Origin of the sequence: Marinobacter nitratireducens (assembly GCF_000708045.1) — a bacterium.
GTDB lineage: Bacteria > Pseudomonadota > Gammaproteobacteria > Pseudomonadales > Oleiphilaceae > Marinobacter > Marinobacter nitratireducens.
The window spans coordinates 115,907-138,987 of sequence record NZ_ANIE01000001.1; the positions used below are offsets into that span (position 1 = coordinate 115,907).

Genomic DNA, 23,081 nt, shown 5'->3' on the forward strand with positions numbered 1-23,081 from the left:
CGAACTTTGACCGATGGTTAAAGGCGAATCTGGTTGATTTCATTCATGATATGGAGGTCTGTCCATGAGTGTTCTGCTCCTACTGATCAGTGCCCTGATACTGATCTACCTCGGCATTGGCGGCACCACGGCCGCCGCAGTCATGGCGGCTGCCACCGTCATCGGGTTGTTTCAGGACGACTGGCACATCCTCAGCATCCTCTTTGGCGGTGCCCTGCTGGCGCTGGCGCTGATGCTTGTACTACCGGGCGATCTGCGCCTTGAAAAACTCAGCCGGCCCCTTCTGGGCTGGGTACGCAGCCGACTGCCCAAGCTCTCCGATACCGAGGCCGAAGCCCTGAAATCAGGCTCCGTGGACTGGGACGGTGAGCTGTTCTCAGGCCAGCCAGAGTGGAGCAAGTTACTTGATGCCCAGCCAGCTCACCTGACCAGCGAAGAGCAGGCCTTTATCGATGGCCCGGTGGAAAAGCTCTGCCAGATGCTGGACGACTGGAAAATCACCCACGAACAGTACGACCTGCCCGACAAGGTGTGGAAATTCATCCGCGAAAAAGGCTTTTTCGGGCTGGTCATTCCCAAGGAAGACGGCGGCCTCGGGTTCTCCAACACCGCTCATTCCGAAATCGTGATGAAAATCTCCACCCGCAGCGTTTCGGCTGCGGTCACTGTGATGGTGCCCAACTCACTCGGTCCGGGTGAGCTGCTGATGCACTACGGCACCGACGCCCAGAAACAGCATTACCTGCCGCGACTGGCCAACGGCGAGGAAATCCCCTGCTTTGCGCTGACCTCGCCGGTGGCGGGTTCCGACGCTGGCGCCATTCCTGACAAAGGCATCATCTGCAAGGGCCAGTGGAAAGGCAAAGAGGTGCTTGGCCTCAAAGTCACCTGGAACAAGCGCTACATCACCCTGGCCCCCGTAGCCACGCTGATCGGCCTGGCCATCAAGGTCTACGATCCGGACAAGCTCGTTGGCGATCAGGACGAGGTTGGGGTGACCTGTGTTCTCGTCCCCCGGGAAACCGAGGGGGTTAACGCCGGTGCACGGCACCTGCCGATGAATACCGTGTTCATGAATGGGCCGACCTGGGGCACCGAGGTCTTCATTCCCATGGATCAGGTCATTGGTGGCCAGGACATGCTTGGCAAGGGCTGGACCATGCTTCTGGAATGCCTGTCCATCGGTCGTTCCATTTCACTGCCGGCCCTGGGTACCGGCGCCGGTAAGGTGGCCAGCCTGGCGACCGGCTCCTACGCCTACACCCGGGAACAGTTCGGCCGCACCATCAGCCAGTTCGAGGGGGTCCAGGAAGCCCTGGAACCCATCGCCGGCTACACCTACATGATGGATGCCGCACGGCTACTGACATCCGGCATGCTGGATCGCGGCGTTCGCCCCTCTGTGCCATCCGCGGTATTGAAGTACCGTAACACCGACCTGATGCGGGAGGTGATCAACCACGCTATGGACGTGGTGGCCGGCCGGGGAGTAATCACCGGGCCACGGAACTTCCTGGCCCGGGCCTACCAGGCGGTGCCCATTGGCATCACCGTTGAGGGGGCCAACATCCTGACCCGCAGCCTGATGATCTTCGGCCAGGGGGCCATCCGCTGCCATCCGTACATTGTCGAGGAAATCGAAGCGGCCGGCATGGAGGACGAGCGCCAGGCGGTCAAAAAATTTGATGCCGTGTTCTACCGGCATCTCGCTCACACGACCCGGAATGCACTGCGGGCGACGGTCCTGGCATTGACCTGCGGACTGGTTGAGTCCGTACCGAGACAGGGTGAAATCAAACGTCATTACCGGCAACTCGCCCGGTTCTCGGCCGCCTTTGCCTTGATGACAGACGTGACGCTTCTGTCCGTCGGCGGAGGTCTCAAGGCGCGCCAGCGTCTGTCTGGCCGCATGGCGGACTGCCTGACCCACCTCTACTACGCCACCGCCGTGATCAAACAGTGGCATGAGGAAGGCTACCCGGATGATCAGCGGCCCCTCGTCGAGTGGTCCCTTCAGACCAGTCTGCGGGACCTGCAGGGTTCGATGCGGGAGGCCATCATCAACTTCCCGGTGCCTGCCTTGCGCTGGCCCCTGCGTCTGCTGGTATTCCCGCTTGGCGCCACCGGCCTGAACGGACCGGATGACAAGCTTGGCAGCGAGGTTGCCGCCACCATCGTCAAAGACACCCCGGTGCGTCAACGCATCAGCCGCGGAGCCTTTACCACCATGGATCCGGATGATCCGCTTGGCCGGGTTCTCAATGCCTACAAGCTGGCCAACGAAACGGCGGATATGCGGGCCCGGCTCCATGAAGCCATCCGCAACCGGGATGAGGACGAACTCGACGGCATTGCCCTGCTGATGGGGCATCAGCGCAAGGAACTGGTGGACTGGGCCTGCGCCCAGGGCATCGTGAAAGCCGATGAATGCGACAAGCTGCTCGAGGCCCTAACAGCACTCTATGACGTGATTCGGGTGGATGCCTTTGATGGCGACGGCCTGAAAGCACTGTCACGGTGCGCCAAAGGCAAGCGCAAGGTCGTCGAGAGACCCCCCAAGGAGTAAATCCGCGCGCTAGTGGCTTAAACACTGCTCACCACCAGCATACCCCGGCACAACCGCCGGGGTATCGTCTTGATGGGTATCCACAAAAAGGCGGCCGGACAGCATGGCCAGGATATCCGACGGTTTCATGCCGAGGGTCATCCGGAAGGTGTGTGAAAAATGCGCCGAATCGGTAAACCCTGCCGCAATGGCCGCATCCGTCAATGTCTCGCCTCTCTCAACGCCGGTAAACGTCACGAACAGACGGTGCCATTGCCGGTAGCGGCGAATGGGCACACCAACCTGATTCCGGAATAACTCCACCAGGCGGGAAACAGACAGATTCACCTCAGCGGCCAAAACCTCGACCGACAGATTGCGGTGAACCTGCTCCCGGATAATCCGAACCACCTTCTCAATCCGGGGATCGGCCGGTGGGTAGGGTTCTGCGCCAGGATTGATACCCTGCTCAAGCAACCGATACGCCTCGGAAGGTAACGCAGGCGCCCGATGCAGTTCCTGCAGCCACCGCCTCAGCCCTGGTTCTCCGGGAACCGTGCCGTGCACCCCAGGTAACACCTCACGCATGCGACGTGACAGCAGGCGGTAGTCCTGCCCCAGCGCATCCAGGTAACAGGCCGCGACTAACTGCCCCGTCGGTTCAATATCGACTTTCGCCCCCGGTGCCAGTAACACCGACCAAGTCTGTACCGGCGTGTGCCCGGCGACCCTGACGGTGACTGGCTGCTTGAGTCCAAACACCACGGAAGCCGCAGCCTGACTGAACCGTATCGGCTGGTCCATAAAGCCCACGAACAACGTGCGCCGGGGCCACAAGTAAAGAAGATTTGAGCGATCATCGTCCATCAGTACGAACATTCCCTGCCAGGCTGGGCAATCCCGCCCGCCGGCTTCTTATTGTTCAGAGGTTCCGCTGATTCTAGGTAAATCCTGGCCAGACCACCCTGACCAATTGTTGAATTCGTGACCAACTCACGGGTTTTTGATGCTTTCCGGACTTCTCGTCAGTTCTTACAAGCGCTACCGCAAAGCACCGGCGTAGATTGGATCGCGCTGTTTTAACGAAGTCATTCCGATAACAAAGACAAAAGGAAACAAGCTATGAAATTGTGGCTCAAGGGCGCACTGCTCGCGCTCGCCTGCAGTTTTACCCTCCCGGCCCAGGCAGGCCTGTTCGATTGGCTCTGGGGCTCCAACGACGAAGTCGCCACCCGATACCCGATCGTGCTCGTTCCCGGTATCTTCGCTTTCGACACCATCGCCGGTGTTGACTACTGGTACCGTATACCCGGCGCCCTCGAGGATGAAGGTGCCAGAGTCTTCATCCCGAAAATCAACGCCTTTGACAGCTCCGCACGCCGGGGAGAACGGCTGATTGAACAACTGGATGCCATCCGGGCAGCCTCCGGAGGCAATATCCAGAAGTTCAATCTCATCGGTCACAGCCAGGGTGGCATCACCTCGCGCTATGTGATGAACGCTCGCCCGGATCTGGTTGCCTCTGTCACCACTCTTCACACCCCCCACAAGGGCTCGCAGTTGGCAGACATCGTGACCGGCGTGGCTCCAGAGGGCAGCCTCACCGGCGTTGGCTTTGAGGCACTGGCCAATGCGGTGGGAGATCTGGTGAATCTGCTGTCCGACAACACCGCCGACCCATCCGACATCAATGCCATGCTGGCCGAGTTCAACGCCCCGGGCTCCGCTGCCTTTAACGCCATGTTCCCGGCGGGTGTACCCACAACGGCCTGTGGCGAAGGCCCCTCACAGGTCTCGATTGCCGGAAATACCATCCGCCTCTATTCCTGGAGCGGCACTGCCCAGTTCACCACCGGCGCGGATATCTCCGATGCCCTGTTCGGCATCACCAGCCTTGCCATTCCCGGAGCCAACGATGGCGTGACCAGCCGTTGCTCCAGCCATTTCGGCAAGGTGATCCGCGACGACTACTTCATGAACCACCTGGACGTGAACAACCAGGTTCTCGGCCTTGTCTCACTGTTTGAGACCTCGCCGCTGACCCTGATGCGCAATCACGCCAACCGCCTGAAAAACGCCGGGCTGTAACCCCCTCGATCCCGACCTGTGATTCGTCATCGGTCGGGTCAATCCAGGAGCAATGAATGTCTCGGAACGTCATCCTATACGGTTGCGGCCTAGCCCTCGCTACCGGGCTAACTCTCTATCTTGCTCTGGCTCCCGAGCCCCTGGAGGATATTGAGCCGTCCAGAGAAACCGCGGCGACCGGAGCGCCGATAGGTAACACCCTGTCACCACAACAGGCTCAGATCACGGCGAGAAAGACACCGCTGCCCCCGGAATTGCAGGGGCTTGAACCCAGCGCGGAGCTTCCGACCAACCCCGGGGGTGACCTTGTCCCCGACCGCAATCTCCGGAGGCTGTTTGACTTCTACCTCGCCAATGTCGACCGGGAGCCCCTGGAGGTCGTCATCCAACGCCTGCATGCAGCCCTGGATCAACGCCTCGACGAGCCGGCAAAAAGCCAGGCGGTGACGCTTCTTGAGCGATACATTGACTACCGGATGGCAGTAGGCGAATTGCAGGAATCCCTGCCTGGCGGCGTCACACTGGATGGTTTTGACCTTGGTGCTCTCCGGCAACGACAAGCCGAACTCGATGCCTTGCAACAGACCTATTTCGAGGGCGCCGAACAGGCGGCATTCTTTGGCAGGGACCAGCAACTCGACGACTACACCCTCGCCCGACTGGAAATCCAGCAGAACGACGCACTGAGCGCTGAACAAAGGCAGCAGCAACTGCAACTACTGGAGCAGCAACTGCCAGTCGCCGACAGACAGGCGAGGAAGCGAGCCACCATCAACGCCGATGTGTACCAACAAACAAACCGGCTGAAAGCAGAGGGTGCCTCGAGTACCGACCTGTATCAGCTGCGCGCCGAGTCGCTTGGCGAAGCGGCAGCCCTTCAACTGGCACAGCTGGACGCACAACAGAACGAATGGAAAAACCGGCTGGAAGGGTACCGTGAGGAAAAGGCCCGGATCCTGGCGTCAGGGCTCAGCCCGGAAGATCGCAACAACGCCATCGCGACACTCAGAAGCACGCGATTCAGCGGCCCGGAGCAGCTGAGAGTCCGGGCGCTGGAAACGTTCGATCAGTAACGACCGTTCAGGATATCCACAATCTCGCGGGTGTCCTTGATGACCGTGTAGACTTTGTCCTCAATCTCGATACGTTGACGGCCACCTTCGATGTCATAAACATGGCCATAGCGATAAAGATCGCGGTCCAGGCGGTCACCACGGCGATAGTCCAGCTTCTTTTGCCAACCCGGCGGCAATGACTCGCCCCGCTCCACCTTCTTCTGGAGCCCTGGTGGCAAACCATTACTGTGGGGCGGAGACGCCAGCACCGATACCGGCGCCAGAGCGATCACAAGCAGAACGGATTTCAACAACAGCTTCATATCGAACCCTTCACAACGTATTGGATTTCTCATCAGGCTATCACTCTCACGCTCGCCGGGCCTGAACCGTTCCTTACCATTCGTTCAGACAGCCTCGCCGTCCACGTCACGATTTGCCCTCAGCCCACCTCGAATCGCCTCGTCCACCAACCAGCGCCGGATAATCTGAATCCCCCGTTCCCGACGACGGCTCGTCTTCCAGGCAAAATAGAACTCATCACCGGTCATCACCGCCGGGCACGGCAATCGCACAAAATCCGCCGAATCCTTGCGGGTACTGAGCATGTAATCGTTGGTGAGCGCAATGCCCTGATGAAAACGCGCGGCCTCAAGGGCCAACAACATATGACTGAAATGCTGGATACGGGCGGACTGCGGAATGCTCCGATCCACCGACTTGTACCACGCTTCCCAGTCGCCCGCTGGCTTGTCAAAAATGCTGTGAGTTGAGAGCAGTGGAAACAGCGCCACCTCATCCGGCGTCATCTCCCGGGACTGCGCATCGGCATCCTCCCGCCCCAGCTCCCGGCAAATCCTCTGCCAGTAATCCTGACTACAAACCGGGAACAACCGCTCGACATAGAGAGGCTCATAACTGTAGGCGGATGACCGCTTGTGGATGGTGATAAAGCAGTCCGCCACCCGATCCGACAACACCGGATTCTCGCTGGTCATCTCCAGCGCCAGATCAATCTGCGGGTGCAACTGCTGCAACTCCGGCAACCTCGGCACCAGCCAGCGCACCGCAAAGGAACTGAACACCGACAGCCGGATACGCGATTCCTCATGCCCCAACAACTGCTCACTGGCCCGTTCAATCTGCAACAGCGCCGAGCCGACGGCATCGAAATACTGGCGCCCTTCATCCGTCAACGTCACCCGGCGACCCGACCGCCAGAACAGCCGCTCACCGAGGTAGGTTTCCAGCTGCTTGATCTGGTGGCTGACCGCACTCTGGGTAATCGCCAGCTCCTCCGAGGCCTGGGAGAAGCTGTTCAGCCGGGCCACGGCCTCGAAGACCGGGAGAGCTTTTAAGGGAGGAAGTCTCATATCGAATTTTCTAATAGATGGCGAATAATGATCATTTTATCGGATATTAGCACGGACGTAGACTTCCACCAGAGCTTGGGGAGCTGGCTGAGTGTTCACTCCGAAAATGCTCGGAGCCATGGATGGCGCAGAGCAAGCGTACAGGGATGTATTCACAGCGGTTTTCGGAGGGAACACTCAGCCAGCTCTGGCACCGAACAGAGCAGTTAAATGATGGAGGAAGGAATATGTCAGGAAAAACCGTCAACAGCGCCATTCTATTGCTGGTCATCGGCAACGCCCTGGCCATTGGCTCTGACGTATTCATCAAACTGCTGGACCCGGGCGCTCCCGTGTTCCAGTTCGCCTTCCTGCGCTGCCTGATCACCCTGGCCTTCCTGTTGCCGCTGGCCGGCCAACTCAACCGCCAGCATCTGTTCAGCGGCCTGAAAACCCACGCGTTCCGTGCCCACATCCATCTGATCGGCATCCTGTGCATGGTAGTGGCCCTCGGTAACCTGCCGCTGGCCACCGCCAACGCCATCTTCTACGCAGCACCAATCCTGGTGATGGTGCTCTCGGTATTCCTGTTCCGGGAAAAACTGACTCCACTGAGCACCCTGGCCGTCTTTAGCGGATTTACCGGGATCATCGTCATCCTCAGACCGGTGGAGTTCAACTGGGCCGCCATTGCCGCGCTGGGCTCAGCGTTTGCCCTGGCCATCAACGCCGTCATGGTTCGACAGCTACCGAAAGAACAGACCACCGTCCACAAGCTGTTCCTGAACTACCTGTTGATCCTGCCAGCGGCTGCGGCTCTAGCGCTGTGGGAGGGAGCGGCCTGGACTCCGGGCATTCTGATCAGTGCCATCGGATCGTCACTGCTTATACTCGGCTACAACATCACCGTGCTTCTGGCTTACCGGCAGGTGGAGGCAAACCAGGTCACCAGCGCCGAGTACACTGGACTGATCTGGGCTGTTGGCATTGGCTGGATCTGGTTCGGAGAAGTCCCGGACCTTTGGTTCCTGGCCGGGTCACTGATGATTGTCGTGCCCCTGATCCTGATCGGGCTGAACCACAGGCGGCAAAATCCCGCCCGCGGCTTCAACCCTGCTTGTCAGGACACTCCGCGGAAGCGTTTCCGGCTCCGGCTCAGCGGCGGGACTGCTCGATAAGGGTATGGGCGTCGTTCAGAATTCGGACGACGCGCAGCTCCGGGGGTAAATGATCGTTAATACCCAGCGAGGTCCGATACTCATACCGATATCGGTCACGATCATGGCGGTACCGGTCGTGACGGCGCTTATCCCGGTACCGATCGCGATATCCGTCACGATAGCCATCCCGATACTCCCGGCGATCCCTGTCATACCAGCGGCGATCGTCGTGATCACGGTGTCTGTGATGGTGATCCCGGCGGTATTCCGCCTGCAGATATTTCTTCTTGAGGCCAGGTGGCAAGCCCTTGCCCTGATCCAGGCGTTTCTGGATACCTGGCGGATACCCACCCCCGAGATAGCCATCGGCAGTGGCCACTCCGGCAAAGCCAAGGGCAATCGCGGCAACACTGCAGATCAGTAGTTTATTCATGACGGCTCTCCTGTTCGTTGACCGACAAGAATCATGCTACCGGGAAACACATCCCGATAGCCTTACCGCCAGATTACCAATTGGAAGGGCGCTGTCAGCCTCGAGAGCCAACCTTTGCACAAGCTTTACACTGCTTGACGCTCAGCCTTTTGCGGACGTGAGGTGGGCTTCGATGGAGAATGTGTGGGGGCATTCATCACCCAGTACCCGCAGGGACTCTGCCAGCCGCAACAGGTATTCCGAGTTGGGACCACTGGGGCCGGATGCCGAGGCGATCTGGCGGGCAATGTCCTGCTCCGGCATTTCACCGAGGAATGCTTCGTTGTCCTCGGTGGCAATGTACACCAATCCCTCGGCGTGGCTGCCATCCTCAAAGGTCATCCGGGTCGAGAAACGCAGGTACCCGTTTTTCTCCCGCACATCCAGATGCTCAAAGACCGTTGGCGATACCCGATAGGCCATACCACGACAGACGGCGCCGGGCTGCTCAATCAGCGTCACCACTCGCCCCGGCGCCTCGGGGGTACCCCGATGATCATGAGAAGCCTGCCAGAAGCGACGAACCCAACCCTTGATCGACGCCGGCCGCTTCTCCAGGAACGGAAAATCAACCTTGTAGATCAGAGACCCGTAGCCAAACAGCCAGATGGCATCAATGCCCTCAAAACTGAAGCGCTGACGATTGTGTTCGATGGTATTCGCTGACATGCTCACTTTTCCGCTCTAACGCTAAGCGCCCGCTGCCTGAGTGCTGGCGATAAAGCCCGCTATCCCCGTCAGCACAATCTCGGCTGCCATGGCTGACAAAATCAAACCACTGATCTTCGACATGATGTTCAGGCCGGTTTTCCCCAACGCCCGCTCCAGATAGCCGGACAGCCGCAGCAGACCAGCCAGAATCAGCAGCCCGGTGGTCAGGCCAAATAATCCGCCGGCCACTTCCGGCGCGGATTTTAGCTCGGCCCCGTAGACCATGATCGCACCAATGGTTGCCGGGCCGATAATAACGGGAATCGCCAACGGAACCACCGCGACGTCGTCACGATCCTCTTCCGGTAAGCCGGTCGCGTGGTTGCGGGTGCCACTGTTTACCAGGCTGATTGCGGTCAGAAACAGCAGGCAACCCGCACCAATCCGAAAGGAATTAAGGGTAATGCCAACAGCATTGAACAGCACGGGGCCGGCGAAGAACAACACCACACCGAGAATAAACGCGGACACGCAGGCACGCCGAATGATCGACGCCTTTTCCTGGCCGGACAGCCCTCGGGTCAGTGCCAGAAACATGGTCACGACAAAAAAGGGCGCAAGGAGGAACAGGAAACGAACGGCACTGCTGAGATAGGTGCTGAAAAAGGCTTCGAACATCCGGAGCAAATCCAATCAGAAATAGGAGTGAATACAGTCGTGTAGCATAGCCTGTGATTGCCTTCCCCGCCGTACGCAACTGAACGTACCCAGGCAGATGTGATCTGTGGGCTGCCGGCATTCCCTTTTATCCCGTTCCGGCATAAGGTGAACCAGACTGGATAACACCCCAGCACCGTGAGGTCAGCCGGAGTCCAAGAGCACATGACAGACCAAGTACCAACGGAATACGTACGTTTCAGGGGCAAAAGCTACATCCTGCTCGCCGCAGACAAGTCGCTTTTCTCACTCTGGGACCACGACATCCACCCCGAAGATACAGACTCTTCCAACTGGGCGGGGTTTGTCGCGCATTTTGATATTCATGATGAGCAGCTGTATCTGGGCTACCTGACCGTCGGCCATACGCCTCCTCGCCGAAAACGCATACACCGAACTTGGTATCAAGAAAGGAGCGAATTAGACGCGCTCATGGACGAGGCCCTTGGTGATTACACCTTGCCGCCACTCAATGGCATAGAAGCCACCGATGCCGGCATGGGGTATTGGCACTACCAGAACATCAACCTGGCGCTGGATTACACGGGTACCATAACGCTGGGTGGTGAATCCCCGGAAGAACAGAAGAACCATCTGGAGTTAGTTCTGGAGCAAGGGCGTGTTATTGCATGGAAAACCGTACCTGCGCCTGCACCCGACAGCCTCTTCGTAGAGGAAACCGGGGGCTTCGGCCTCGATCCGCTGGACGATGATGACGAACCTCCCCAGCCAATCTGACGGTTTCTTTGCCTACCGTCGCATCACCTAAGGCCTCAAGAGCTGGAGCTGCTTGCCATCCCATTGATAGTAACCAGTCTTCATCCGCATTGTTGGCCGTGCTCCCGGATTAGTGATCAACAAAGTACTATCCGCCCGGAAGCTCACCCCTAGGGAGGTTGACCAGCTTTCGTCCATAAAGACCTGCCCCGTTTTCACATCCACAATGGAAAACTGCTGGCACTCTGTGCCACAGCCCCAAAACAACAGACGGTAATGGCCAGCAAAATTGGCAGGACGCCCCACCAAGGCGCTGAATCGGCTTCTGAAGCTGATGGCATCCGGATGACTGTCGATATCCACTTGCTCTACAGTTTGACGAGACATTTCCACCTGGAAATCGGAGAACTCGACAGTTTCTGGCGTAACCTTGTTTTCCACTTCATGGGGCGGAGTATCTGCCCATGATGTGGGAAGCGCGAACACGAGGCAAAGCAACCCGGTCCTCTGCCATCGCAGAGACCAATCACCCCTTGGGATACAGAACATGAACATGAACTTCCTCACCCGTTGCTCGCTCCGTGGCCAGGTACAAGACGCCCGATCCATCAACATGTAACCGCTGCATGACGACATAGCGAAGCGCCAAACGCTGCCCCGGCTGCAGGTCAAGCTGGGCAAAATTCTTCGCCGTCACCGTAATATGCTTTAGCTGTTCATCGCCCATCGCAGACTACCGCTTCAATCAGCCCAGGGGTTATCTGTCCCACTCTTCCGATGGTGTTGCGTGTTCCATCACCATGACATCGTCTTCGAAATAAAGCAGGCTCACGCTGAATCAGCCACCTAACTGTTTTCGATTTTTGTTTTTAATTGCGACATGCAAAGGTCCTACGCCCAAATTTTTAACGGCTTCTGGCCAGGCCAATCCTTGTTGTTTGATGTTTTGGTAACAATCGTATCAATCGCGAGCCGGCACGCTATCAGAATTTTGACACTTTATCTTTAGGGCCAGACTCGACACGAGAACAACTACCTTGCAAATAATAGTCGTAATATTTCCCTTCATTTGCATAAAAACTCGCCGTAACCCTATTAATTACGTAGCTGTGATCGGAGGCACCACTATCACTAGTATAATCATATCTTATCTCTTCTTCAGAGACTTTTACAGCTGCATAATACAAACCATCAGTCTGGCGCAACTCGCCCCATCTCCCTTTAGTATCAAAATACATGAAGAGGCGAAAATTGTTGCTCCCTTCATTTTCGACAAGCCTGAAAAATCGCGCCCCATCACCGATTTTTTCTCTATTTTCTTTAGAAATCTTGTCATAACTACATTTCAGAATCATCTCATCGGCAGGCGCGCTCGCAGCAGCCGAAGAAAATAATGACAACCCCAAAGAAATTATCAAAGCCCAAAAAATCATAACAAGAGATCCTATAAAATATAATATTATAAATAATATCAAATCAGACACTCAATACTTCCAGTTTACTTTATGGGCCTTATACCCACTTGACCGCCAATCGGAAATAACATCATTCCTCGCATCCTTTGCTGCCCTTTTTGTGTCAAACAGGTTATATTCACAAGTATATCGATAGGGCGCATAATCTGGCGCGTACTCAGCGTCTATGTACTTTCCAAAGCTTTCGCTGACCTCGTCATCATAAAACTCGGAAACATGGAAAACTTTTGATACGTACCCTTCGGCACCATCTCCCGAAATCTCCCGGTACTCAGCTTCACAAAACATGTATCCCGGCCCACGGGCACTAGCCGGAGCTGTGTACATTCCAGCCAGCAGGCAGATTCCGACAACACCTTTTTTGACATTAATATTCATATTTACTTCCCCTCTCCATTGACCAACTCAAGCCGGCATGTAACTTTCCAATCAAACACGGACCGGATAACAAATTAGTACTGTAATAGAACTGTGCCAGATGGCGCTCCAGAATTTATTTCTCTATTTTCAGGGTAAAACCCTTTGAGGTGCTCTACCTTGAAGCCACGCCTCACAAAATCTTTCTTGGCATCCTGGAATTTACGGGCCACTCCCGATGCCCGTTTACCGCTGCACCCACAGTCGGTTGTTACTCTCACCTTGTAGCTATAACTATCACGAACTTCGCTTTCAAAAAACGATCGCCACTCAACCAACGCATGGTGATTTGGCCCTTCAAAGGTGCAGTGGTCTATGCTTTCGTACCAGAAATGGGCCTTCCTGGATTGATAAAACATTTTACTATCGTAGTCGTATGCATAACCGATGGTCTCACAGGATAGATCATTGGTTTCAGCGTATGCGGTTGAACCAAAACTCCAAAGAACCATAAAAAATGAAATACAAAACCTCATTACAATCACCTAAAAATTTAATTTGGATTAAAGAATATTTAATCAATACTCCTCAATTACCAAATCTAGATCTTTCTTTCTGATGCAAGACCGAATCTGATCAGGGGTTGGCTCATCAGGGGACTTAACGCCACGAACCGGAACGTATCTGTCATACATAAAAGAGTTCAGCTCCATCAACTTTTTTGGTGTACTTGCCTTCCTCACCAAAACATTACCGTGGCGCAAGTGGTCAAATCGATCCTCAATACAGGAAGAGACGAAGCTCAGCGAATCATCCCCTTTATAGAGATAGCTCCGGGTTCGCCATATCAAAACCTCCTGATCCGTATAAAAATTATCAGTGAGATTAGCATTACATAACCTGCAATAATAATATAAGTGGAAGACACCGTCATATTTGCTTTTAAATATCAATACCTCAGACTCGTTTTTCTTTATTGATAAATCTTTAACCAACGTCTCCCCATCCCGATCATTAATAATTTTGATGCTAAGAGATTCGTCATTATTCAGCTGAGAGAAGTCATACCAATTATTGATGTTCCAAACGTAGGCATCGTTTCTGTTACCGCCCTTGAACCCTGTAAGAAACACACCGTTGACAATCTTTCCATTGACCCCGAGCTGAAGACTCAATTTTCCATCCGAATCCCGGTAGTCTCTGCGCTCCAAGCTGACAGCTTCCACCCCTGCCTTCTCTGGCGGCAGCTCTTTCTCCTCCCGCTCCCACGTGTAAACCTTGTTGCAAGCCTTTTTGAAACTATCAGCGTAGTCATTGTCGATCAGCGCAAACACAACGGGGAAAACACCTATCACGCCAATGACGCATCGTGTTGGGCTGTAACGAATGGGGCCATAACGCTTGTAGCTCACCGCCTTCTTGATGGCGAATCGCTCCTTTCTCTGGGTGTAGATCTCAATTGGATCAACACTCACCTTGAGCTCATCATCAGAAACCTTGTAATCGGCGCGTAGCTCGTAGTGGGAAAACTTCGGTTCTGAAACTGCGTCTCCAAAATAGTGTTTTGTTACATACACCTTGTCCTGCATGTAACTTTCACGTTTAGCATTGTATGTTCCGCAACCGCTCAAAAAGGTTATCGATAACAAGGTAACAACCAATAGGTACTTCATAGCCCCTCGATACTCCTGGTAAATCCACGTCATAAATCCCCAATTCCCCTTAAGGCAATCTATACGACTCGCTAGCGCACGGCACCCCCTATATGGGGGGTATATCAATCCAGTTCCCTGGCAAGGCGCAGCAGTTGCACAAATTCGGCCCGGTAACCGTACAGGTCGTCCCCCCGGTTGGCCTGCGCCAGGGTAATCGCATCTTCCAGCGTCCAGTCGCCGGTGTACTTACCGCCACTCAACAATTGCCCGGCACCCGCTACCGCAGTGGCGAATGCGGTTTCCTGGTGACGCAGTGCCTCATCAACCCCGGTATTGTGTGCCGGTATCGGAGTTTCCAGATGTTTGGACGCTTTCTCGCCCGGCAGCTTGTAGCGCAGCTTTAAGAACGCATACTCATCGGCCTTTTCCTCCATCGGCTTCGACAGCTCCGTTTCATATCGGGAAGGCGAGATTAACGGTCTGCCACCCACCGGGGTGATCTCATAAATGGCGGTAACACTGTGCTCGGCGCCAATATCTCCGGCGTCTACCGCATCGTTATTGAAATCTTCCCGCTTCAGGGCCCGGGTCTCATAGCCCAACAACCGGTATTCCTGAACCGTGGCCGGGTTGAACTCCACCTGGATTTTCAGGTCCTCGGCGATGGGAAACAGAGATGAGGTCGCCTCCGTAACCAATACTTTGCGGGCTTCGTTTAGGTTATCGATATAGGCCGCCACGCCATTGCCGTTCTGGGCCAGTGTCTGCATCAGGTGGTCGTTGTAGTTGCCAGCACCAAACCCCAGGACAGACAGGTAGATACCTTGTTTCCTCTTTCGGGCGATCAGGCCCTCCAGGGCATCACGATCTGTCATGCCGACGTTGAAATCGCCATCCGTGGCGAGCAGTACCCGGTTGACGGCCTTCTCATCGAAGTTCGCCTCCGCCAGCTGGTAGGCGAGCTGGATACCCTCACCTCCGGCGGTGGAACCGCCCGCTTGCAGATGGTTCAACGCCATCAGGATATTCGCTTTTTCCTTCACTGGTGTGGGAGGTAACACCACACCCGAGGCACCCGCATAGACCACGATGGCCACGGTATCGTCGTCAGGCATATCGTTGAGCATCATGGTCAGGGATTGCTTGAGCAGGGGCAGCTTGTCCTCAGCGCTCATGCTGCCAGACACGTCGAGCAGGAAAACCAGATTCGCCCGGGGCCGGGTTGTTTGGGGTAGTTCGTAGCCCTGGATGCCGATGTGCAGCAGTTTATTGCCTGCTTTCCATGGAGAGTCGGTGACCGTTACCGTTGGCTTGAACGGTTGCTCCGGCCTCTCGGGGGCGGGGTAGTCATAATCGAAGTAGTTCAGCCACTCTTCCAGGCGTATGGCATCTGGCTCGGGCAATCGCCCCGACGATAACCGGCGGCGAGAAAAACTGTACGAAGCGGTATCCACATCTGAGGAAAACGTAGAAACAGGTTCATCGACCACCCGGTGCACCGGGTTTTGTTCAACGGACTCAAATCGATCCTTTGAGCCGATGATCTGGCCAGGTACCGGCTGAACATGAGCTCCTCCAGACATGTCCGCCTGCATCAGCGGCGCGGAAGCCGCTACCATGCGTTTTTCTAGGAACTTTGACGAAACCTGCTTCTCCTGCTGGACGACCGACTGCTCACCAACACGCTCACTTGCGCACGCTGCAAGCAGACTTCCAGCGATCAGGCCCAGGCCGACAGACTTTAACCCTTTCATGACACTCTCCTTTCCGACGTTATTACCTTCTTCGACGGACAGGAGGAAAAACTGCATCAGCCCAATCTGCGAATCAGCGTTGGGGATTGTTATCCGTAATGGTCTTCTGCGCCTTCTGCTTCAGGATTGCACCGAGCTGACACCATTGGGCATCGTTTTGCGGCGTAAGCGGGGCGAGTTCCTCTGCGAAGCGCTCAGACAATGGCCCCCACGAGGCCTTGACCGGCAATACTTCTTCGCCCAGCGGCACACGACCGTCCTGGCATGCCGTTGCTTCCAGCGCACGAAGGTTGCTCGCCAGTTGCCCAAATAGTTGTGCGGTCTGGTCAATCGGCGACGCGGTGCTTTCTTCACCCTCGTACACCTCCCAAAATGCCTGCCAGGCGGAGAGCGGCACGACTTGGACTATGTCCGCATAATCAGGTGCCGATGCGACGTTGACCGGGGCGCGCATTTCCCGTTTCGCTGCAAGCTCCAGTTGTGGCTCTGGCTCTTTGTTCGGCCAGAGCAGCACCGCTGCCAGGGCCACGCTGGCAACCGCACCAATCCCGCCGAACGACCATCCGAGTTTCACTTTTGAGCGGCCAACGGCAGGCTGACTCGCCTGAGCCGCCCGCACCGCCAGCCATTGCTGGCGCAGCATCGGGTTGCTGGACAACACCTCTTTAACCACCGTCTTCTGCTTGGCAGTCAGGCGTTCGTCGACAAATGCCGCCAGGACAGCGTCCTCACTCTCGAAATCAGTGAACAGGGGATGGCCCAGCAACTCTGTAGACTGTTGCTGTAGCAGGGCCTGAATCACGGTTTTTTCTGTGCTATTGGCCAAACTCTGCCTCCATGTCGATCGCCTCATCGACCCCCATTTGCTTCAGGCAGGTCTGAAGCTCGACACGAATACGTTGCAAGCGGCGCTGTACCGTCGCGGCGCTGAGATCGAGAAGCTCCGCGATCCTGCGGCTGGATAGGCCATCTTCATAGCTCAGCGAAAGCAGTAGACGGTCATTTTCACTCAGAGAAAGCCGAGTGTTGATCGAGTCGAGCGCTTCTTCAGCATTAGACGGACACACCGCATCCGATGCGTCAGCCTGGCCAAGCAACTGGCCCAACACTTCCAGCGCCTTGCTCCGTTGCGTATTACGGAGAATGGCGGTGAGACTGCTCCCGTGATCGTCGGGTAGCTGTGCCAAGCCCAGCTCGGTGGTGCAACATTCGGAGAAACCGGGTTCTCCGCAACGGGGAATCTTCTGCTTGATAGTGCGGATAGCCTGTTCAATCAGGCCGTCCTGAAAGTCTATCGCCAAGCGGTTTTTGATGGCGTCCGGCCATTGGCGCTCCAGGCACAGCATGTGCCAAAGCTTTACCCAGGCATGCCCAAGCTCCTGCAACCAGGCGGGTGGACGCGGGCGACCGAAACGGCGGCGGGCGAAATCCTCCATGGCGCGGCTGGCAATGGAATAGGCAAACGTAGAAGGCTGACTTTTCCCGGTGAAGCTCTGCAGGCACTGCCAGTGATTCTCACTGAGCGCCTCAATCATCGCCGTTACGGCTTCTTCTTTCAGCGCAGGCTGCACAAAACGCTTCGCCGCCATGCGCTCCAGTCCCGCCATGAAAACAGGATCAAAGACCACCGAAGGCCAGTCGATCGAAGACCCGGGCTCAGTACTGGATGCCATGCCAACCATTTGAATTTGTTGTGGGTTGGGACCAGTTTTAACGCAATCGCGGAGAGACTTCCAGTGACGAGTTCTTTGGCTGGAGTTTGAAGAAGGAACGAATGGCTCACTTTTATTCCACCCAATATGGGTATATTATTTCCCAAATTGGGTAAAATTGAGCCTCAGCAATATCATGCCACCTAGTAAAGACTGCCCCGCCCCGAACATGAGTATCGCAGACGCCCTGTTTTCGCTCTCCCGCCAACAGGTCCTGAAGCTTCTTTATTCCCAACCGGAACATGAGTTCTCTATTGGTGAGCTCATTGAAAAAGCAGGCGTGGGTACAGGGGCCGTCCAGAGAGAAATCAATCGATTAGTTGAGTGCGGATTAGTCATACTGAAACGTCATGGTCGGCAGAAACGATACAGCACCAACACGCATTCGCCGGTCTACCACGAACTGCGCTCTCTGGTCGTTAAAACTTTAGGGCCGCAAGAGGCTATACGGCGCGCAATGGAACCGATGGAAAGTGCCCTGAAGCTTGCGCTCTTGTATGGTTCCTTCGCAAAGCAAACAGATCATGCAGACAGTGATATCGACCTGATGCTGGTTTCAGATTCGCTTACACTTGAAGATGTTTTTGAAGCATTAGAACCTGTAGAAAAAGAACTCAGCCGCCCGATCAATCCAACACTTTACACTACTGAGGAATTTCACCAACGGCGAGCCCAAGGCAACCCGTTCATCAGGAAGGTCCTGGAAGGGCCGTATGTTCTACTGAAAGGAAGCATTGATGGATAAAAAAGCTCTCGACAACCTGGTGCAGATACGAAAGCTGAAGTTGGAACCCCCCGACCCTTCAGAAGTTCAGGGTCTCATAAAGTCAGGAAGAGCAAGGTTGCAGGATGCAAAGCTAGAGTCCTTAAGCCCCGAAAGCCGCTTTGACCTGGCTTACAACGCAGCCCATGCCCTTTCTTTGGCAGCATTGCGCCAGTGTGGCTATCGCTCAGACAACCGTTATCTGGTTTTCCAGTGCCTTAAACATACTCTTGGACTACCCCCTCAAAAATGGCGCGTTCTGGATCAGGCTCACCGAAAGAGGAATCTGGCGGAGTATGAGGGATTCATTGATGTCGACGAAAGCTTGTTGAGTAGCCTTATCCGGGTGACGGATGAGATAAACGCACTGGTCGAAGCTATGCCCTGACGAAAATTCGAACAAATACCCAATTTGGGAATTATTTTGCCCAAATTGGGTATTTGTGCGCCAAGAGCTACCAACCACTCTTTGGAATGCCATGCTGCTCAAGAAACTCCCCATTTTCCTCAAGGTAGTTCTGAGTATTGACCGAGTAGATCTCCGGATCACGATCCAATTCATTCGCCTGAAAGCGAGCCAGTTCGACTTCGTTACCTACCTGGCCCATCATCCAGACGACAATTTCCCCGCCTGGCGCCAATCCAAATGTCAGAAAATTTCTCGGACGATAAACAGTTCCGTATAACTGCGTTTTCTGTGGAGCCAACTCTTTCATGCGCTCTTTCCAATGTTCAGGAATTGCAATTAAGCGTTGATAGAACTTCTGCTCAGCAAAAGAGAACCATTGGATAGCGATAAAGTTCGGGTATGGCTCCATCCTGCCTGACACCCCCGCAGGGCCGTGCGGCCCTTTCCAACAACAGCTCATATAGCCTGCCGGGTGATACCAGTGCCGCACGCCAGAACGTTCGAATTCGAGGTGCTCTACCCAGATGCTGTAATGCTTTGGCGTCGCCAGGGTAAAGTACCATATAGTTTCTTCCTCGCTTGGCGCTGAAGTACTGCATGCCGAAAGCAGTATGGTAATCGCCAGCACTAACCCTTTAATCATCGCAATGCCCTATTACGGTCTGTGACCAATATGAACAACCCGCTCTTACATTGGATACGTCAGGGGTGGATGCGGCATACGTACTCCTATCCTAAGGGTTACCAGCCGGTCAGGGGAATTCCGTGTTTTTCAAGATAAGCACCATTCTCCTCCAGGTACTCCTTTGTACTATTGCGGTATATAGCCGGACTACGCTCAATCTTGTTGGCTTGAAAGCGTGCGAGCTCTACCTCGTTGCCGATTTGATTTTTCATCCAGACTACAATTTCTCCGCCCGGAGCCAAGCCGAAGGCCAGGATGTACCGCGGCCTCATGCGAACGTCAACGTGTGTGACCATAGGCGCAAGCGCACGCATTTTCTCTTTCCATTCAGGAGGGATCTCTATCAACCGCTGGTAAAACACCTGCTCCGCGAACGAAAACCACTGGATGGCCACAAAATTGGGAAAAGGCTCCATGCGTCCCAGAACACCCGTAGGCCCATTCGGGCCTTTCCAGCAACACCCCATGTAGCCAACCGGGTGCCACCAATGACGAACGCCAGATAGTTCAAACTCAAGGTGCTCTACCCAAACATCGTAATGTTTCGGTGTGGCAACCTGGAATCTCCACGTTACCTCGTCAACCTGTTGATAAACCGTGCTGCAGGCTGTTGCAGAAAGAAGTAAAGCTATTGCCAAATATTTTTGGATCATCATGATCTATTGCATCTTTTTATTGGAAAGCAATTTCCGCTCCCGAGACAGCGTAGAACGCATCGGATGTAACTCTGTGAATGGAAATTCCCAAGATGTTTGGGATTCGCCAATCAAAAGTTCGAAGAGGTTTTAATGATCTTAATGGTGCAGAGATTTCTGGCGTAGAGACCTACTACCAGCCTGTCGTGGGAATCCCATGCTGCTTCAGATATTCCCCATGCTGCTCGCGATAGTCTTCGGTATTGACTGAATAGATCTCTGGATCACGATCCAGTTCGTTCGCCTTAAAGCGAGCCAGTTCGACTTCATTGCCTATCTGGCTCATCATCCAGACAACAATTTCCCCACCTGGTGCCAAGCCAAATGTCAGCGTATCTCTCGGCGTCATCCGCATCCGTTTGGGAGTGTATGACGGCGCCAACTCTTTCATCCTCTCCTTCCACTCTGATGGAATTTCGATCAGCCGCTGATAGAACTTCTGCTCCGAAAACGAGAACCACTGGATGGCCACAAAGTTTGGGAAGGGTTCCATAAAGCCGGAAACACCAGATGGTCCACTTGGGCCTTTCCAGCAACAGCTCATGTATCCCGCAGGGTGATACCAGCGCCGCACGCCAGATCGTTCGAACTGGAGGTGCTCTACCCAAATGTCGTAATGCTCAGGCGTTGCAAGCTGAAAGTACCAGGTAATTTTTTCCTCTGATCCTGAGAGCGAGCTACACGAACATAGAAATATTGCTAGCCAGATCATTAATCCCTTAATTTTCAGCATCACTCATGAACTCTCGGCATTAAAATGTATGAGCCTAGCGCGAGATGCACTAGGTCGTAATGGGTGTAGGAACTCATCGAAAGGGTATTCTGACGAGAAGGGGGTACCACTAATTAAACCTTCCAATAGATTGTAGTTATCCGAATGGTGCAGATAACGCTGCCGGATATACGCCAGCTCTTGATCACCAACTCTTGGTTCGTCCTCGCCGTTGGTAATATCTTTTAGCAAAGAATCAAAAATCGCCTCCAGATCACCCGGTAAACTCATATCACGGCGATTCGGAATAGGTTTCAGGGGGACACCAGCCGATCTCGCTAGCCTGTGCATAACCCTTAGGCTTACGTGAGAGTATTCGCCCTTTAACAAACGCCTCATCCGCAGGTAAAGATCTACTCTCCCATCCGGCAACGGATGTTCATTCGATTCTTGATCAATCCTTAGGGAAGCGGATCTCCCATCATCGAGCTTTAAACTATGACGCCCAACCCATCCTTCAGAATCGATAGTCGACCTCAAAGCCTTAAGAACGTCCCATTCAGGCGTTTGCTTGGGCCATCTGACCATCGAACCTTTCACAGTCAGTTTTGGATGGAGTAGGAGTTCCTCTACGATCTGCTCGGGGTAACCGCCTCCAATATCTGAGTGTGCCCCAGGTAACTCGATCTCACGAAAGTTGTCGGCAATATCGTTACCAGACAGCTTGATGCTATTCAAAGAGAAATTTGCCCTTTTCTCATCTTTTGCTACCAAGTGAACCGCCTGAACAACCTTGTGCGGATTAACATAAAGTTTCAGGGGACTGTTGCGATCATTTCCTGGGGATAGATCCAGTCTTGTCGGATTAACAACCCCTGCTACAGTGTCGAACAGACCTAGAAATCGGACGGTCACTCTATCTGGCCATTTAATGTCATGGTCAAGCATGGCTTTGGCCATTTCCCCGTCTTTTCCTTTCAGGATCTGATTGCTCGCATGGCGGGCAGCAGCAGCTCCCCGACTAAATCCAAAAAGGTCTACAGAGATACTTTGTATCTTTGAATTCCCAACGTCTCGCGCAATCGTTCGCGCAGCTTTCTTGAATAACCGCTCAACCTGAGCGATCACTCCGGTATCGCCGAGCCCTGTTGCCATTCCTATAACCGAATCACTTTCCCCACTCTGAGTCCCTGCACCAGGCTCGTATTCCCTGACAAACCTCGTTCTTGCATTTTTATCTCTCTGCTCACCTTCTCTATACAAATCAAACAACTTGATCACATTTGTAGGCGCATTGGCATAACTGTCACCCAGCTCCAAGGCCAAACGATCACGACACGCCTCGATATCCGCTGGGGCGACCTTATCGGGATCAAGGCATCGTTTGGCTTTTTCCCGGAATTCCACAATGTTGTCGTAGTTATTCAGCGTCCCATCGGTAAACAACCCGAGAACAACATGGACGCCCTCACTGTCGTCAGGCTCAGATTCGTCACTGGCAGTGGCCGCAATGGGCAGCACACTCGCGGCAGCCCCCAGAGGCAGGGATAGTTTGTGGTCAGTGGGGTCGGCGTGCTGGCCAGGATTTGGAGTTGTCTCGTCTGGGTTGGATCGTTCACCTCCTCCCGGGCTGCGAATTCGGTCTATATCCGCAGGAGTGACGCTCTTCCGGTTCAGTGTCTCGACCGTCCTCTCAAGTCCCGGAATAGATTCACCGAACAGTGCACACCGCCAGCCGCCACTCGATTTACCTGACCTGTCTTGCCAGACAACCGCAGGGCTTCTGGGAGTATCACTGCCGATACCGGAATAGATAAGACAGAGTTCTCCCGAGGCGAGCTTGTCTAGTAAGCGCGGATATTCGCTGTTTTTTGTTCCCGAACCGAATCCCGGAATTGAATAGAAGAACAGCGATGCCCGGGGTGAATGGGGACTGGAGAGCGCCTTGCGAACCGTTTCAGCGGCAACACGAGGGCTTTCAATCAGACGCAGTTCCTCTGGCCTGATATCAAAGAAGTGTTTGATAAACATAACGTTCCCTGTTTACTGGAAGCAACCCGTCCTGGGTTGCTGTCGCTCGACACACCGGCTCCGTGGCATGTCGAGC

Annotated in this window: 26 protein-coding genes; 7 read left to right on the forward strand and 19 right to left on the reverse strand. The window is 54.6% G+C overall.

Features of this window, described 5'->3' with window-relative positions:
• Positions 1–64: 64 nt before the first annotated feature.
• Positions 65–2,566, forward strand: a complete 2,502-nt coding sequence (locus D777_RS00500) for an acyl-CoA dehydrogenase (protein ID WP_036127540.1) — start codon at positions 65–67, stop codon at positions 2,564–2,566.
• 9 nt (positions 2,567–2,575) lie between these two features.
• Here D777_RS00500 and D777_RS17590 read toward each other — a convergent pair whose 3' ends face one another.
• A complete protein-coding gene (locus tag D777_RS17590; RefSeq protein WP_160171420.1) occupies positions 2,576–3,412 on the reverse strand; it encodes a helix-turn-helix domain-containing protein in 837 nt (278 codons plus the stop codon).
• A 255-nt stretch (positions 3,413–3,667) separates the two neighbouring features.
• Here D777_RS17590 and D777_RS00510 point away from each other — a divergent pair, with 255 nt between their 5' ends.
• Together D777_RS00510 and D777_RS00515 are read left to right on the forward strand one after the other, a co-directional pair.
• Positions 3,668–4,633: a lipase family alpha/beta hydrolase gene (locus D777_RS00510; RefSeq protein ID WP_036127544.1), complete on the forward strand. Its 966-nt coding sequence runs from the start codon at positions 3,668–3,670 to the stop codon at positions 4,631–4,633.
• 56 nt (positions 4,634–4,689) lie between these two features.
• Positions 4,690–5,706, forward strand: coding sequence for a lipase secretion chaperone (locus D777_RS00515; RefSeq protein WP_036127547.1), 1,017 nt, complete (start codon positions 4,690–4,692; stop codon positions 5,704–5,706).
• Here the strand turns inward: D777_RS00515 and D777_RS00520 are convergent.
• Positions 5,700–6,011, reverse strand: a complete 312-nt coding sequence (locus tag D777_RS00520) for a hypothetical protein (RefSeq protein ID WP_036127550.1) — start codon at positions 6,009–6,011, stop codon at positions 5,700–5,702. The genes D777_RS00515 and D777_RS00520 overlap by 7 nt on opposite strands.
• Positions 6,012–6,095: 84 nt before the next feature.
• Positions 6,096–7,061: a LysR family transcriptional regulator gene (locus D777_RS00525; protein WP_036127553.1), complete on the reverse strand. Its 966-nt coding sequence runs from the start codon at positions 7,059–7,061 to the stop codon at positions 6,096–6,098.
• A gap of 227 nt (positions 7,062–7,288) precedes the next feature.
• On the opposite strand from D777_RS00525, the gene D777_RS00530 reads away from it, so the two are divergent.
• Positions 7,289–8,218, forward strand: a complete 930-nt coding sequence (locus D777_RS00530) for a DMT family transporter (protein ID WP_051668893.1) — start codon at positions 7,289–7,291, stop codon at positions 8,216–8,218.
• Here D777_RS00530 and D777_RS00535 read toward each other — a convergent pair.
• The 3 genes from D777_RS00535 to D777_RS00545 all read right to left on the reverse strand — a co-directional run bounded on the left by D777_RS00535 (position 8,196) and on the right by D777_RS00545 (position 10,001).
• The gene (locus D777_RS00535) at positions 8,196–8,633 is read right to left on the reverse strand and encodes a hypothetical protein (RefSeq protein ID WP_036127555.1); all 438 of its coding nucleotides are present in this window, start codon (positions 8,631–8,633) and stop codon (positions 8,196–8,198) included. The two genes, D777_RS00530 and D777_RS00535, sit on opposite strands and share 23 nt — an antisense overlap.
• 141 nt (positions 8,634–8,774) lie before the next feature.
• Positions 8,775–9,341, reverse strand: a complete 567-nt coding sequence (locus tag D777_RS00540; RefSeq protein WP_036127558.1) for a gamma-glutamylcyclotransferase — start codon at positions 9,339–9,341, stop codon at positions 8,775–8,777.
• A 21-nt stretch (positions 9,342–9,362) separates the two neighbouring features.
• Positions 9,363–10,001 (reverse strand): MarC family protein, encoded by a 639-nt coding sequence (locus D777_RS00545; RefSeq protein ID WP_036127561.1) that lies wholly within the window; start codon positions 9,999–10,001, stop codon positions 9,363–9,365.
• Between the two features lie 204 nt (positions 10,002–10,205).
• Here D777_RS00545 and D777_RS00550 point away from each other — a divergent pair, with 204 nt between their 5' ends.
• A complete protein-coding gene (locus tag D777_RS00550) occupies positions 10,206–10,778 on the forward strand; it encodes a hypothetical protein (RefSeq protein ID WP_036127563.1) in 573 nt (190 codons plus the stop codon).
• A 27-nt stretch (positions 10,779–10,805) separates the two neighbouring features.
• On the opposite strand, the gene D777_RS00555 is transcribed toward D777_RS00550, so the two are convergent.
• From D777_RS00555 to D777_RS00590, 9 genes are all read right to left on the reverse strand, one after another.
• On the reverse strand, positions 10,806–11,144 hold the full coding sequence (locus D777_RS00555; RefSeq protein WP_150112578.1) for a hypothetical protein: 339 nt from the start codon (positions 11,142–11,144) through the stop codon (positions 10,806–10,808).
• 139 nt (positions 11,145–11,283) lie between these two features.
• Entirely contained in the window at positions 11,284–11,484 is a 201-nt protein-coding gene (locus D777_RS00560; RefSeq protein WP_036127570.1) for a hypothetical protein, read from the reverse strand.
• 256 nt (positions 11,485–11,740) lie between these two features.
• A complete protein-coding gene (locus D777_RS00565) occupies positions 11,741–12,241 on the reverse strand; it encodes a hypothetical protein (protein ID WP_036127573.1) in 501 nt (166 codons plus the stop codon).
• The gene (locus tag D777_RS00570; protein ID WP_036127575.1) at positions 12,242–12,610 is read right to left on the reverse strand and encodes a hypothetical protein; all 369 of its coding nucleotides are present in this window, start codon (positions 12,608–12,610) and stop codon (positions 12,242–12,244) included. It lies immediately after the preceding gene.
• A 74-nt stretch (positions 12,611–12,684) separates the two neighbouring features.
• Positions 12,685–13,125, reverse strand: a complete 441-nt coding sequence (locus D777_RS17905) for a hypothetical protein (protein WP_150112579.1) — start codon at positions 13,123–13,125, stop codon at positions 12,685–12,687.
• Positions 13,126–13,167: 42 nt separating this feature from the next.
• Entirely contained in the window at positions 13,168–14,295 is a 1,128-nt protein-coding gene (locus D777_RS00575; RefSeq protein WP_150112580.1) for a hypothetical protein, read from the reverse strand.
• A gap of 71 nt (positions 14,296–14,366) precedes the next feature.
• Entirely contained in the window at positions 14,367–15,998 is a 1,632-nt protein-coding gene (locus D777_RS00580; RefSeq protein WP_201443319.1) for a vWA domain-containing protein, read from the reverse strand.
• Between the two features lie 73 nt (positions 15,999–16,071).
• Entirely contained in the window at positions 16,072–16,824 is a 753-nt protein-coding gene (locus D777_RS00585) for a hypothetical protein (protein ID WP_036127580.1), read from the reverse strand.
• Complete coding sequence (locus D777_RS00590; protein WP_160171421.1) at positions 16,814–17,671, reverse strand: RNA polymerase sigma factor; 858 nt, start codon at positions 17,669–17,671, stop codon at positions 16,814–16,816. The genes D777_RS00585 and D777_RS00590 overlap by 11 nt, the downstream gene beginning before the upstream one ends.
• A gap of 208 nt (positions 17,672–17,879) precedes the next feature.
• Between D777_RS00590 and D777_RS00595 the strand changes: the two genes are divergently transcribed.
• Both D777_RS00595 and D777_RS00600 read left to right on the forward strand, forming a co-directional pair.
• Positions 17,880–18,455: a MarR family transcriptional regulator gene (locus D777_RS00595; RefSeq protein WP_036127585.1), complete on the forward strand. Its 576-nt coding sequence runs from the start codon at positions 17,880–17,882 to the stop codon at positions 18,453–18,455.
• On the forward strand, positions 18,448–18,861 hold the full coding sequence (locus D777_RS00600; RefSeq protein WP_036127588.1) for a hypothetical protein: 414 nt from the start codon (positions 18,448–18,450) through the stop codon (positions 18,859–18,861). Before D777_RS00595 ends, D777_RS00600 begins: the two co-directional genes overlap by 8 nt.
• Positions 18,862–18,928: 67 nt before the next feature.
• Here D777_RS00600 and D777_RS00605 read toward each other — a convergent pair whose 3' ends face one another.
• From D777_RS00605 to D777_RS00620, 4 genes are all read right to left on the reverse strand, one after another.
• The gene (locus D777_RS00605; protein WP_036127591.1) at positions 18,929–19,525 is read right to left on the reverse strand and encodes a DUF2931 family protein; all 597 of its coding nucleotides are present in this window, start codon (positions 19,523–19,525) and stop codon (positions 18,929–18,931) included.
• Between the two features lie 98 nt (positions 19,526–19,623).
• Positions 19,624–20,223, reverse strand: coding sequence for a DUF2931 family protein (locus D777_RS00610; protein ID WP_081849423.1), 600 nt, complete (start codon positions 20,221–20,223; stop codon positions 19,624–19,626).
• A 172-nt stretch (positions 20,224–20,395) separates the two neighbouring features.
• Positions 20,396–20,995, reverse strand: a complete 600-nt coding sequence (locus D777_RS00615; protein ID WP_036127593.1) for a DUF2931 family protein — start codon at positions 20,993–20,995, stop codon at positions 20,396–20,398.
• 3 nt (positions 20,996–20,998) lie between these two features.
• Positions 20,999–23,005, reverse strand: a complete 2,007-nt coding sequence (locus D777_RS00620; RefSeq protein WP_051668895.1) for a phospholipase effector Tle1 domain-containing protein — start codon at positions 23,003–23,005, stop codon at positions 20,999–21,001.
• Positions 23,006–23,081: the final 76 nt, after the last annotated feature.

Bases quoted from the DNA above. Each gene is read 5' to 3' on its own strand.
- D777_RS00500 (WP_036127540.1), top strand. From the start codon at position 65: ATGAGTGTTCTGCTCCTACTGATCAGTGCCCTGATACTGATCTACCTC.
- D777_RS00555 (WP_150112578.1), bottom strand. From the start codon at position 11,144: ATGTCTCGTCAAACTGTAGAGCAAGTGGATATCGACAGTCATCCGGAT.
- D777_RS00580 (WP_201443319.1), bottom strand. From the start codon at position 15,998: ATGAAAGGGTTAAAGTCTGTCGGCCTGGGCCTGATCGCTGGAAGTCTG.
- D777_RS00595 (WP_036127585.1), top strand. From the start codon at position 17,880: ATGAGTATCGCAGACGCCCTGTTTTCGCTCTCCCGCCAACAGGTCCTG.
- D777_RS00560 (WP_036127570.1), bottom strand. From the start codon at position 11,484: ATGGGCGATGAACAGCTAAAGCATATTACGGTGACGGCGAAGAATTTT.
- D777_RS00515 (WP_036127547.1), top strand. From the start codon at position 4,690: ATGTCTCGGAACGTCATCCTATACGGTTGCGGCCTAGCCCTCGCTACC.
- D777_RS00530 (WP_051668893.1), top strand. From the start codon at position 7,289: ATGTCAGGAAAAACCGTCAACAGCGCCATTCTATTGCTGGTCATCGGC.
- D777_RS00510 (WP_036127544.1), top strand. From the start codon at position 3,668: ATGAAATTGTGGCTCAAGGGCGCACTGCTCGCGCTCGCCTGCAGTTTT.
- D777_RS17590 (WP_160171420.1), bottom strand. From the start codon at position 3,412: ATGGACGATGATCGCTCAAATCTTCTTTACTTGTGGCCCCGGCGCACG.
- D777_RS00610 (WP_081849423.1), bottom strand. From the start codon at position 20,223: ATGATGATCCAAAAATATTTGGCAATAGCTTTACTTCTTTCTGCAACA.
- D777_RS00600 (WP_036127588.1), top strand. From the start codon at position 18,448: ATGGATAAAAAAGCTCTCGACAACCTGGTGCAGATACGAAAGCTGAAG.
- D777_RS00605 (WP_036127591.1), bottom strand. From the start codon at position 19,525: ATGATTAAAGGGTTAGTGCTGGCGATTACCATACTGCTTTCGGCATGC.
- D777_RS00615 (WP_036127593.1), bottom strand. From the start codon at position 20,995: ATGCTGAAAATTAAGGGATTAATGATCTGGCTAGCAATATTTCTATGT.
- D777_RS00535 (WP_036127555.1), bottom strand. From the start codon at position 8,633: ATGAATAAACTACTGATCTGCAGTGTTGCCGCGATTGCCCTTGGCTTT.
- D777_RS00545 (WP_036127561.1), bottom strand. From the start codon at position 10,001: ATGTTCGAAGCCTTTTTCAGCACCTATCTCAGCAGTGCCGTTCGTTTC.
- D777_RS00550 (WP_036127563.1), top strand. From the start codon at position 10,206: ATGACAGACCAAGTACCAACGGAATACGTACGTTTCAGGGGCAAAAGC.
- D777_RS00590 (WP_160171421.1), bottom strand. From the start codon at position 17,671: ATGGCATCCAGTACTGAGCCCGGGTCTTCGATCGACTGGCCTTCGGTG.
- D777_RS00520 (WP_036127550.1), bottom strand. From the start codon at position 6,011: ATGAAGCTGTTGTTGAAATCCGTTCTGCTTGTGATCGCTCTGGCGCCG.
- D777_RS00620 (WP_051668895.1), bottom strand. From the start codon at position 23,005: ATGTTTATCAAACACTTCTTTGATATCAGGCCAGAGGAACTGCGTCTG.
- D777_RS00575 (WP_150112580.1), bottom strand. From the start codon at position 14,295: ATGACGTGGATTTACCAGGAGTATCGAGGGGCTATGAAGTACCTATTG.
- D777_RS00570 (WP_036127575.1), bottom strand. From the start codon at position 12,610: ATGAATATTAATGTCAAAAAAGGTGTTGTCGGAATCTGCCTGCTGGCT.
- D777_RS00525 (WP_036127553.1), bottom strand. From the start codon at position 7,061: ATGAGACTTCCTCCCTTAAAAGCTCTCCCGGTCTTCGAGGCCGTGGCC.
- D777_RS00540 (WP_036127558.1), bottom strand. From the start codon at position 9,341: ATGTCAGCGAATACCATCGAACACAATCGTCAGCGCTTCAGTTTTGAG.
- D777_RS17905 (WP_150112579.1), bottom strand. From the start codon at position 13,125: ATGAGGTTTTGTATTTCATTTTTTATGGTTCTTTGGAGTTTTGGTTCA.